Raw genomic sequence first — 11,647 nt, 5'->3', positions numbered from 1 at the left:
CTGCTCAGCCAGCTGCGGCTGGTGCAGGGCCTGAACCTGCTGCAAACCAGCAGCCTCAGTGTCCAGCAGGTCGCTGACGCCTGTGGCTACCGCTCGGCATCGCGTTTCAGTGAACGCTTCCGTGAACGCTTTGGTACCAGCCCGGCCGAGCTGCGCCACAGCCAGACGGCTGACACCCTGATCCGGCAAACGGCGGTTTCAGGCTCAACCTTGACCGTTTGAGGCGTACTGCAGCCTCACCTCTGACGTAAGCTGTGAACATCCAAACAGACTCAAAGGAGATAACGATGAAGCCGATATTAATACTGCTGTCCGCCGCCACTCTGTGGAGCCAGGGCGCTCTGGCCGAATTCCGGGTACAGAGCAGCGACATCAGCAACGGCACGCCGATGCCCAAGGCACAGGAATTCAATGGTTTTGGTTGCGAAGGCGACAATCTGTCGCCACAGCTGAGCTGGAGCGGAGCCCCGGAGGGCACCAAAAGTTTTGCCATCACAGCCTATGATCCGGATGCCCCGACCGGCAGCGGCTGGTGGCACTGGCTGGCGTTTAATATTCCGGCGGATGTCACCAGTCTGAAAACCGGTGCCAGTGGCAATACCATGCCAGAAGGCAGCACCGAAAGCCGTACCGATTACGGCGTCCCTGGTTTTGGTGGAGCCTGCCCGCCCAAAGGCGATAAAGCTCACCGTTATCAATTTACAGTATTTGCTTTAAACACAGACAAGCTGGATCTGGCACCAGACAGCTCCGGTGCACTGGTTGGTTATTACCTTAATGGCCATGCGCTGGCTAAAACCACGCTGGAAGCGCTGTACCAGCGTCCGTAAGCGCACACAACCTGCCGCTGAGCGGCGGCAGGATCACAGCTGTTTTCAATGAGCCAGCGATAAACGGGCAATCTCATTGCGGTTACGCAAAGCATCCTCTTTGCTGCTGAACAGCTGCACATCGTTCAGGGTAATTAACAGCACAAAGCCGCCCGCCAGCCCGACATAACCGGCGCGGTGCTCCAGCACAAAGCAGCCGTTTTCTGCGGCCAGGGTACATGGCAAAGTAACACTGGCAATCAGACCATTCCCCAGAGCATCCCCCACGGCCTCGAACGAACGATACAAAGCCAGGGCATCCGCACCGATAGCGAGCACCGTACCATTCTGCAGGCCAGCCAGATCCACAGGCACTCCCGATGGCAACTGGCGCTGTTCCGTACAGACAATCAGATCCGAGGTATTTTCAATCAACATCACACTCTCCGGCAGCCAGTGAACAAGGGGGGGAATTATACACATCCTGATACGCCGGAACCTGCCCTGCGATCTCCGCCAGCAGCGACACAATCCCTTGCGCAAAACGATCAGGCAGATCCTAAAAAGTAATCTAACATTAAGTTCTCACCTTTCCCGCCCAGCCATTCTATTAATACCAATCTGCGGCCTGGACGGTTCATTACTTCAGAGAAAACGGAGAACACGATGTTAAGAAATATGCGCGTTGCCAAACGTGCAATGCTTTTCTTCGGCCTTCTGGGCCTTATCACCCTTGCACTCGGTCTGTTTGCCACCCAACAACTCAGCCAGCTGAACAACAGCATCAACATGCTGGGTAAGGTAAGCCTGCCCAAGGTTGAAGGGATCGGCGAGATGCGCCGCGATTTCCTCTACACCCGTCTGTATGCCGTCAACCTGGTCAACAGCCAGACGAAAGAGCAAAGCGACCAGTTCAGCCGCCGTCTGGCCGAAGTGACCACAAGCTATAAAGCCGCCGAAGCGGATATGAAAGGCCGCGCAGATACGCCCGAAGCCAGACAAAAATTAGACGGCATCATCGCTGATAAAAACGAATACGATCAGCGCCTGCAGCAGCTGCTGGGTCTGGTTGCCAAGGGTGATATGGAAGCCGTGCAGCGCTTGCGCGTACAACATATTGATGCCCTGAGTATCGGCATTACCGAAGCACTGAACGATCTTGCCCGCTACGAAGGTGAGGTAGCCAACCACGCTGTAACCAATGCAGCCACAACTTACAGCACGTCCAGCATGGCCATTTATATTGCTATTGGTGTGGCGCTGCTGGCGGTGATTATTCTCGCCAGCCTGTTCAGCCAGAGCATTGTTACCCCACTGGAAAACGCCGTCAGCGCGGCACAGCGCATCGCCAGTGGCGATCTGAGCCACCGCATCAGCGACCATGGGAGTGACGAAGCCGCAGACATGATGGCCGCCATGCACCAGATGCAGGAACAACTGCGCAACACGCTGAACCATATCGCCGATTCTTCACAGCAGTTATCCACCACCTCGGAAGAACTCAGTGTAGTGACTAACGAATCCAGTGAAATCGTCCACCAGCAGAGCGCTCAGCTGGAGCAGGCAGCCACGGCCGTTAACGAACTGACCGTAGCCGTGGATGAAGTGGCGAACAGTGCCAGTACCACGTCATCCAATTCCGAGCAGGTCAATGACAAGGCCCGCCAGGGGCAGAACACGCTGGATGAAACCATCCGCACCATTGACCAGCTGGCGGGTGAGATCAGCAATACCGCGGATGGCATTTCGGCACTGGCAGGTAACGTAAAAGACATTGGCCAGGTGATTGATGTTATCCGCGCCATCGCTGAACAGACTAATTTGCTGGCACTGAATGCCGCCATTGAAGCAGCCCGTGCCGGAGAGTCAGGCCGGGGCTTTGCTGTGGTCGCTGATGAAGTCCGGGCTCTGGCGCACCGTACTCAGGAATCCACCAAAGAAATCGAACGCATGATCCAGACGGTACAGACTGCCACCGATGCTGCGGTCGTTAATATGGAAAACAGCAACCGCTGGGCCATGAATACACTGAAAATGGCCAACGAAGCAGGAACATCATTAGGAGAAATTACCGGCCTGATCAGCAACATCAACGAGCAGAATCTGAACATTGCCAGCGCAGCGGAAGAACAGGCAATGGTTGCCCGTGAAGTGGATAAGAATCTGGTCGCTATCCGTGATTTGTCGTTCCAGACATCGGCCGGTGCCAACCAGACCCATGCATCCAGTCAGGAGCTGGCGCGGCTGGCGGAACAGCTTAACGCGCTGCTGTTAAAGTTCAGGCTGTAGCCCTGATCCTGACCCTGTCCGCTTAAAACAGCTCAATATCATCGCCGTCAGGCTCATTCTGGCGGCGACGATCATTCTCTTCGGCCAGCACCAGATCCTTCAGATCCCGTAATTCATCATCATTCAGCGCGGTAATATCCAGCTTCTGAAAGGTGCGTTTCAGCACGTTGTACGCCTGAAAACACTGTTGATGGGCCGGTCCCTTAAGCGGAACCGTCAATCCACCCAGACCAAAGACCGGTTTATTACAGAACACACAATTGAGCGACATGACCTTTCCCTGAAAAATGCTGAAACACATGCCAGAGGCATCTGTTTCAGCCTAGCCCAGTCTGCGCCGGGCTAAACGTCGGTCTTGTAGTTTATTGTAGTGATAGGCAGGCAGAACAATCGGCCTCAGTCGCTGCTGCCCAGCCACTGTTCTGTCTGATTTCCTGCCTTATCTTCCGCCAGCAGCTGCCAGCGTTCGCTGTTTGCTTTAAGCGCACAGGGCACGCGGAAGTGGCCGGTGTAAATAATTTCACCTTCGCATATATCTCCGGCCGGGCTTTGCAACCAGATACGCGCCAGCCCCATACCGTCGTCATAGGCCATGCCCTGCACCAGAGTTGGCTCCGTCGCAGACCAGCGCACATAGTCGAGAACCGGCGGCTCGTGGTCAGGGAAGCTGGTCGCAGACCATTCGTCTGTACCTTCCTGTAGCTCGACGCTGTTGGCATAGCCATCACCGTCGCGGTCCGGGTCGCGGTTATCGCCGATGCCATCGCCGTCCAGATCCGCCCATTCTCGGCGGTCATCCGGGAAAACATCGGCCTCGTTAAGATGACCATCGCCATCCCGGTCATCGTCCAGCGCATCGGGAATGCCATCGCGGTCAAGATCGGCCGGCGTGCTGCGTGCATCGTGCGGATCGGTGTTCATCGCCACTTCGTAGTCGTTGCTGATGCCATCACCGTCAATATCGTCATCGCTGTTATCGCCAGTGCCATCACCGTCCATATCGGCCCATTCGCTGACGTCACGCGGGAAAGCATCGGCGGCGTTAGCCACCTCATCGCCATCCATATCGCTGTCGAGCACGTCGGGAATGCCATCATCGTCGAGATCAGCCGGTTTGCTTTGCGCATCACGCGGATCGAAGCCTAACTGCACTTCCCAGTCATTACGGATGCCGTCACCGTCGATATCGCTGTCGCTGTTGTCGCCCGTGCCATCGCCATCCAGATCAGCCCATTCACGTGGGTTGCGCGGAAAGACATCCGCCTCGTTCAGATGGCCGTCACCGTCCATATCGTCATCGATGACATCCGGCAGACGGTCGCCATCAAGGTCGGCAGGCACCGAGGCAGCATCCGCCGGATCGGTACCGGCCAGCAACTCATGATCATTGCGGATACCATCACCATCGCGGTCCGGATCGCTGTTATCGCCGATGCCGTCGTTGTCGATATCGTTCCACTCCAGCGGGTCACGCGGGAAACGATCGATGGCATTGCCTAAGGTATCGCCATCAAGGTCGCTGTCGAGGGCATCGGGAATGCCGTCGCCATCGAGGTCGAACGGCACACTGGCCGCATCCATCGGATTAAAGCCCAGCGTGCGTTCAAACTCGTTGCCGATGCCGTCGTTATCCATATCGGCATCACTGTTGTCGCCAATACCGTCGCCGTCAAAGTCGGCCCATTCGCTGCGGTCCAGCGGGAAGGCATCCAGCTCATTAGCAATGGCATCGCCGTCGATATCGGCATCAACCACATCGGCTATACCGTCCTGATCCAGATCCGCCGGTTTGTTCCGCGGATCAAGGTCATCGCTGCCGGCCTGTTGTTCAATGTCATTACTGAAGCCATCGTTATCACGATCAGGGTCGGCGTTATCGCCTATGCCATCGCCATCGGTATCACGCCATTCGTTTTTATCATCGGGGAAGGCGTCAAAACGGTTTTCGGTACCATCACCGTCGCGGTCGGTGTCGAAGGTGTCCGGCATGGAGTCGTTGTCGGCGTCCGCCGGTTTGCTCGAAGCATCCAGCGGGTCGGTGCCCAGATGCATCTCAAACACATTGGGAATACCGTCGCCATCGGCGTCCACATCCTGATTATCCGGTACACCATCACCATCGGTGTCGGCGGATTCGCGCGCATCCTGCGGGTACAGATCCTGCGCATTGGCAACGCCATCGCCATCCATATCATCATCGAGTGTATCCGGAATGCCGTCGCGGTCGAGATCCGGCGGCACCGAGGCGCGGTCACGCGGGTCAGTACCGGCCCTGAGTTCCAGCTCGTTACTCACGCCATCGTTATCCAGATCAGGGTCGGCGTTATCGCCGATACCATCACCATCCAGGTCGGCCCATTCTTTGGCATTCAGCGGAAAGGCATCTTCGGCGTTATCAACACCGTCGTTGTCCATATCGGTATCGAGCAAATCCGGCCAGCCGTCACCGTCACGGTCAACCGGAGTTGAGCGGCTGTCGCGCGGGTCGTAATTCAGCTGTACTTCGAGGTCGTTACGGATGCCATCGTTATCAATATCGCGGTCGGCATTATCGCCAACACCATCGCGGTCGGTATCCAGCCATTCGCTGCCGTCCTGCGGGAAGTCATCCTTGCGGTTCACCACCCCATCGTTATCCCAGTCGTCGTCAATGGCATCCGGAATACCGTCATTATCCACATCGGTCTGGTCGGCAACGTCGGGGTCTGTACCCGCCGCCTGTTCCAGGAAGTTGGATACGCCATCGCCATCGCGGTCGGTATCGAGATGATCGGCAATACCGTCGTTATCAAGATCATTCAGTGCGGCAAGGCTGTGATTGCTGCCCAAGACCGCGCCACATAAAACAGCCGCGCAGAGCATATGGCGCGCGCGCGCCTGACAGAAAGAACAGACCCGCACGAAAGAAGGTGAGAAAAGAGAATGCATAATTTATCTGCTGAGTATTATTTTTATTATTGTGCCGTGCTGGTCTCGCCCGGGGCTGCTTCAGTGTCGCCGTCGGCGGTATTGTCGGCGGCCGCATTACTGCCTGCAGTGTCACGGTCGGCCTGGGCATTCATGCTGTGACGGCAATGAATGCCACGGTTTTTCTGATCAACCAGAATGCCGGCTACTTCTTTACCATTATCCGGACGCAGCAACAGGTAACCACCAACGCAGAATGCTGTTTTACCAGAGTCTTTCTGGGAAATTTTCAGATCGCTTTCCGGCGTGATCGCCAGTAAGCGGAATTCATCCACCACCGCACTGTCCTGCTCGGACGGATGAGCAATGAAACCATAATATTCCAGCGCCAGCACGGCGACGACAATACCGGCAATAAAACCCAGGCCAATCCATTTCGGGTAATCCACTTCCTGTGCCTCTGGTTGTTGCTCGTTCATGCTTACTTCCCCAATCACTGATAATTAAACGTTCTGAAATGTATCCCGGTGGTCAGCGCACAGCGCGCACCGGTTTGCCGGATAATGCCACTACTGCGGCACGTTATCCTTGCCCCAGGCCGGCATCAGCTGCTGTTCGATGCCCAACTGGTTGAGAATACGCGCGACAATAAAATCGATTAAATCCTGAATGCTCTGCGGTTCATGATAAAAACCCGGACTGGCCGGCAGAATTACCGCGCCCATGCGCGTCAGCGTCAGCATATTCTGCAGGTGAATTTCTGAATACGGCGTCTCACGCGGCACCAGAATCAGCTTGCGCCGTTCTTTCAGCGCCACATCGGCGGCACGCTCAATCAGGTTATTACTGGCACCGGTAGCAATGGCTGACAACGTACCCGTGGAGCACGGACAGATCACCAGCGGGCCGGGCTGACCGGAACCTGAAGCCCAGGGCGCCATCCAGTCTTCGCGGCCAAACACCCGCAGCCGCGTATCATCCACCTGAAAATACTGTTGTAAAAAAGTTGCCTGAGCGGCGGGATTGCCCGGCAGGGCCAGCGGCGTTTCGGTGGCGAATACCAGCTGCGCGGCTTTCGACACAATCACATCCACCTGCCCGCCAGCAGCCAGCAAGACCTCAATAAGCCGCAACGCATACAGGCTGCCGGAGGCGCCGGTAATGGCGACACAAATGCGCGAACTCATACTCTGCCCTCACGCTGCTGCAGCGCTGCCAGCAATTTACGCGGCATACCGGCGAAGCTGCCGTTCGACATCACCACAATACGGTCACCGGGGCGGGCCGCGGCGACAACCGCGGAGATCAGCGCCTGATGATCGGTAAAACTCTGGCCGGCAATGCGGCTGGCGGCAGCCACCTCGGCCAGTGACCAGTCAATGTTGTCCGGCTGAAACCAGAACGCCAGATCCGCCGCATCAACCGACGCAGCCAGCTCGGATTTATGCACACCCAGTTTCATGGTGTTCGAACGTGGCTCCAGCACCGCCAGAATGCGGCCCTGCGGATTTTCCTGCTGCAGACGCGCACGGGCACCTTCGAGCGTTGTGGTTATGGCCGTCGGATGGTGAGCAAAATCGTCGTAAACCTGAATGCCGGAAGTCTCACCCACCAGCTCCATACGGCGCTTCACCGAGGCGAATTCACTCAGTGCGGCGGCAGCGATTGGCGGTGTAACGCCCATATGACGGGCGGCGAGCATGGCGGCAATGGCATTACTGACATTGTGTAAACCGGTGAGATTCCAGCGCACCTGAGCCGCCTGATCGCCGGCCCCGCTCTCTCCGCTCCCAGCAGCAACGTGACGCAGACTGAACACCGAGGCATCAGCCGCATCCAGACGCCATTGCCAGTCTGCGTCGTCCTGCTCACTGAAGCGTACTACCGGCGTCCAGCAGCCCTGCGCCAGCACCCGTTCCAGAGCTTCTTCACCGGCAGGCAGCACAATCTGGCCATTGGCCGGCACTGTACGCACCAGATGATGGAACTGGCGCTCAATGGCAGCCAGATCCGGGAATATATCGGCGTGGTCAAATTCGAGGTTGTTCATAATCAGCGTACGTGGCTGGTAATGAACAAATTTCGAGCGTTTATCGAAAAACGCGGTGTCGTATTCGTCGGCTTCGATGACGAAAAACGGCGAATCACCGAGACGGGCTGACACCGAAAAATTCTGCGGCACGCCGCCGATCAGGAAGCCGGGTTTCATCCCGGCGTATTCGAGAATCCAGGCCAGCATGCTGCTGGTTGTGGTCTTGCCATGGGTACCGGATACCGCCGCTACCCAGCGACCGCGTAACACATACTGCCCCAGCCACTGCGGGCCGGACATATAAGGCAAACCGCGATCCAGTACATACTCAACCGAGGGATTACCGCGCGACATGGCGTTGCCGATAATCACCAGATCGGTGTCGGCGGGAATATTGGCCGGATCAAAGCCTTCGCTCAGGACAATGCCAGCGGCTTCGAGCTGATCGCTCATCGGAGGATAAACGCCGGCATCACTGCCGGAAACCTCGTGCCCGAGCTGTTTGGCCAGCTGTGCCAGAGAGCCCATAAAGGTGCCGCAAATACCGAGAATGTGCAGACGCATAGTTTCTGTCATGTCCAGATCAATCAGTCAGGCGGCTAGTGTACTGATAACGCTCTCTGCACCCAAGCACCGGGGGCTTTTAACACGGTTTAAAGAAGATAGGGCCTGAGAGAATGGCCTTTCCGGCGGAGCCGTTTATTCCATACGGGCAGATCCTCATCCGGCTTTTCCTGACAGCGGCGCTGAAATCCGCTGGCAATTAAGGTAGTATGCGCCGCAATTTGAACAGATTCCGACCTTTGGGGAAGACAAGATGCAGCGCTTACGGACTTTTTTAGACCACCACTGCGATGATCAGGCTCTGGTGGCCGTCATCGACGGACTGATGGTTGCCTGTAAAGATATCGCCTACCGTTTACATATGGGCTCTCTGGCCGGTGTTCTCGGCAGTGCAGAGCAGGAAAACGTACAAGGTGAGTGCCAGAAGAAGCTCGACGTTATCTCCAACGATCTGATCAAGTACTGCCTGAAAGGCATGCCGGAAGTCAAAGGCATGGCCAGTGAAGAAGAAGCCGACCCGGTGGCCTGCAACCCGGACGGTGAGCTGCTGGTACTGTTCGATCCTCTGGATGGTTCATCCAACATCGATGTGAACGTCACCGTCGGCACCATCTTCTCCATTCTGAAAGCATCAGCCAATGACGATGCCACCCACGAAGCCACTTACCTGCAAAGCGGTAAACAACAGGTTGCTGCCGGCTATGTTCTGTACGGCCCCTCTACTCTGCTGGTACTGACCACAGGTAACGGTACCCATACCTTTACCCTTGATCCGCGCGTTGGTGAATTTTTCCTGCAGCGCGAGAACGTTCAGGTTCCGGCTACCACCAAAGAATTCGCGATTAATATGTCCAACCAGCGCTTCTGGCTGCCGCAGATGCAAAACTACGTGGCAGATCTGCTGGCTGGTGAAGAAGGTCCACTGGGCAAGCGTTACAATATGCGCTGGATCGCCTCGATGGTTGCCGAAATTCACCGCATCCTGACCCGTGGTGGTATTTTTATGTACCCTTACGACAGCCGTGAACCACAAAAGCCCGGTAAACTGCGTCTGATGTACGAAGGCAATCCGATGAGCATGCTGGTCGAGCAGGCTGGCGGTAAGGCATCGACCGCCTTTGAAGATATTATGGCGGTTGAGCCAACCAGTATTCACCAGCGCGTTTCGGTAGTAATGGGATCGGCCGATGAAGTGGAAACCGTTGTCCGTTACCACGCCTGATCTGAGCCAGACACAGACAGAAAAAAGCCCGCAAGAGCGGGCTTTTTTATAGCTGCAATCCTCTGTTCAGCATTCCTGGCTGGTACGCTGCAGCCATTTATTAACCATCGCCTCTACCGTGGCAACTTTCAGCGGTTTGGCCAGATAATCATCCATCCCTGCTGCCCGGCATTTGTCCTGAATCTGATCAGTGGTATTGGCGGTGCAGGCGACGATTGGGGTGGTTAGTCCGGATTCGCGCAGGCGCCTGGTTGTTTCAAAACCGTCCAGCCCGGGCATCTGGCAATCCATCAGAATCAGATCAAACTGCTGGCTTTTTACCCGTTCCAGCGATTCCTCCCCGGAGCTGACTTTGTTGATCTGCATCTGTGGGCAGACTTTCAGCAGCATTTTTTCCGCCACTTTGGAATTAACCGGGTTATCTTCCACGATCAGGGTGCGTAAGCCATGGGCTACTCCCTGAGGTTCAACGGCTTCACTCTCTGGCGAGTGCCCCAGAGGAAAATCCACCAACACCCGGGTTCCGCCATTAATACCATCGCTGATTTCTATATGGCCACCGAGAATCCGGCTGATATGGTGAGTAATAGTCAGGCCAAGACCGACACCGGCATGGCGCCGGTTAAACGAAGAATTAACCTGGGCAAAGGCTTCCAGTACGCGCTGCTTATGATCCTCAGGAATACCAATACCGGTATCTGTGACACTGATGCTGAGCCAGTCATGGTTATTATTTTTAACCAGTTGCAACTGCACAACGACCATACCACTGTCAGTAAATTTAATGGCGTTATCAACCAGATGACGCACAACCTGACGCACCAGAGAAGGATCAAAACGAATTGCGTTGCGCTGCAGCGCGGTGTCGTAATCAACCACCAGCGACAGTTCTTTATCCAGCGCGCGATGTGAAAAATCCTGAATCAGGTTATTCAGCACATCGGGTAATTTCTGTTCTTTAAAGACTACCGGCAGTTTATTTTTCTCGGTATCGACCACAACCAGTACATCTTCCAGCAGTTGCGTAAGGTGCGTCAGCGACTGATCTGCCGTGCGTTTATAGTCATTAAACTCTTCCCGGCTGATATCCTGATCCAACAACTGCAGCATACCGATAGCGCCATTTAATGGCGTGCGCAATTCATGACTCATCATTGCCAGAAATTCGCTTTTGGCCCGGCTTGCCTGCTGGGTTTTCTGTTGTTCATTCATCAGTTGGCGGGTGTAGCTTTGCTGGTCTTTTTCGGCCTGTTGCAGTGACTGTGCTAACTGGTTGGCATTCACCTGAAGGTGGCCGATTTCAGCACCATCATCAACTTTTATACGCTCATTGGAATTACCACCAGCAAGCCTGGCGATAAAGAGTGACAGTTTTTCCAGTGCAGGAATAATCGACAGAGAAGCAGCACGGCCGATAAAGAAAGCCAGTAACACAACGCCCAGCCCGACCAGCAATGACTGACGCAGAATAGAAATTTCACGATCGCGGGTAAAGGTATCCGCCATCCCCAGACGAATATAACCCAGTGTTTCGGCTTCGGTGGAACCATCACCAAATTCAGAAAATTCATCCAGACTCTGCACCTGACGAACGATGTCATAGCGCAGATAGCGGATATCTTCTGCAGGTACTTCTGCAAAACGTTCGGTCTGATTATCCAGCAATATCCGCCCGGCGGCATCGTGAATCTGAATAGAAACGATCGCTGGTTGTGATAATGCGGCGTGCACCAAAGGGAAGAGTAATTCGTAATTGCCGGAAATGATCGGGTATTCCGCCGTAACACCGATATTCTCCAACACGATACGGGCAATACTCTGATT

At 55.4% G+C, this 11,647-nt stretch carries 11 protein-coding genes; 4 read left to right on the top strand and 7 right to left on the bottom strand.

Going from position 1 to position 11,647, the window contains the following annotated elements:
• Both B3P58_RS03600 and B3P58_RS03595 read left to right on the top strand, forming a co-directional pair.
• Nucleotides 1-222: helix-turn-helix domain-containing protein (locus B3P58_RS03600; protein WP_286716110.1), on the top strand; the 222-nt coding region annotated here is incomplete at its 5' end.
• A gap of 65 nt (nucleotides 223-287) precedes the next feature.
• Complete coding sequence (locus tag B3P58_RS03595; protein ID WP_286716109.1) at nucleotides 288-830, top strand: YbhB/YbcL family Raf kinase inhibitor-like protein; 543 nt, start codon at nucleotides 288-290, stop codon at nucleotides 828-830.
• A 45-nt stretch (nucleotides 831-875) separates the two neighbouring features.
• Here the strand turns inward: B3P58_RS03595 and B3P58_RS03590 are convergent, their stop codons facing one another.
• On the bottom strand, nucleotides 876-1,247 hold the full coding sequence (locus B3P58_RS03590; protein WP_286716108.1) for a hypothetical protein: 372 nt from the start codon (nucleotides 1,245-1,247) through the stop codon (nucleotides 876-878).
• A 228-nt stretch (nucleotides 1,248-1,475) separates the two neighbouring features.
• On the opposite strand from B3P58_RS03590, the gene B3P58_RS03585 reads away from it, so the two are divergent.
• A complete protein-coding gene (locus B3P58_RS03585) occupies nucleotides 1,476-3,098 on the top strand; it encodes a methyl-accepting chemotaxis protein (protein ID WP_225693114.1) in 1,623 nt (540 codons plus the stop codon).
• 22 nt (nucleotides 3,099-3,120) lie between these two features.
• On the opposite strand, the gene B3P58_RS03580 is transcribed toward B3P58_RS03585, so the two are convergent.
• From B3P58_RS03580 to mpl, 5 genes are all read right to left on the bottom strand, one after another.
• A complete protein-coding gene (locus tag B3P58_RS03580) occupies nucleotides 3,121-3,369 on the bottom strand; it encodes a DUF2175 domain-containing protein (RefSeq protein WP_145466330.1) in 249 nt (82 codons plus the stop codon).
• A gap of 125 nt (nucleotides 3,370-3,494) precedes the next feature.
• Nucleotides 3,495-5,927: a thrombospondin type 3 repeat-containing protein gene (locus B3P58_RS03575; RefSeq protein ID WP_230330605.1), complete on the bottom strand. Its 2,433-nt coding sequence runs from the start codon at nucleotides 5,925-5,927 to the stop codon at nucleotides 3,495-3,497.
• Between the two features lie 125 nt (nucleotides 5,928-6,052).
• On the bottom strand, nucleotides 6,053-6,484 hold the full coding sequence (locus B3P58_RS03570) for a hypothetical protein (protein WP_230330604.1): 432 nt from the start codon (nucleotides 6,482-6,484) through the stop codon (nucleotides 6,053-6,055).
• A 90-nt stretch (nucleotides 6,485-6,574) separates the two neighbouring features.
• Entirely contained in the window at nucleotides 6,575-7,192 is a 618-nt protein-coding gene (locus B3P58_RS03565) for a flavin prenyltransferase UbiX (RefSeq protein ID WP_230330603.1), read from the bottom strand.
• Complete coding sequence (mpl, locus tag B3P58_RS03560; protein ID WP_230330625.1) at nucleotides 7,189-8,601, bottom strand: UDP-N-acetylmuramate:L-alanyl-gamma-D-glutamyl-meso-diaminopimelate ligase; 1,413 nt, start codon at nucleotides 8,599-8,601, stop codon at nucleotides 7,189-7,191. The genes B3P58_RS03565 and mpl overlap by 4 nt, the downstream gene beginning before the upstream one ends.
• A 253-nt stretch (nucleotides 8,602-8,854) precedes the next feature.
• Here mpl and B3P58_RS03555 point away from each other — a divergent pair, with 253 nt between their 5' ends.
• Complete coding sequence (locus B3P58_RS03555; protein ID WP_230330602.1) at nucleotides 8,855-9,823, top strand: class 1 fructose-bisphosphatase; 969 nt, start codon at nucleotides 8,855-8,857, stop codon at nucleotides 9,821-9,823.
• Between the two features lie 66 nt (nucleotides 9,824-9,889).
• Here B3P58_RS03555 and B3P58_RS03550 read toward each other — a convergent pair.
• Nucleotides 9,890-11,647 (bottom strand): response regulator (locus B3P58_RS03550; protein WP_286716104.1); only part of this gene is annotated, 1,758 nt, incomplete at its 5' end.

Source organism: Thalassolituus sp. UBA2009, from assembly GCF_002335285.1.
In the GTDB taxonomy this organism is placed as follows: Bacteria; Pseudomonadota; Gammaproteobacteria; order Pseudomonadales; family Oceanobacteraceae; genus Venatoribacter; species Venatoribacter alkanivorans.
This window is presented reverse-complemented; position numbering and strand designations above follow the sequence as displayed.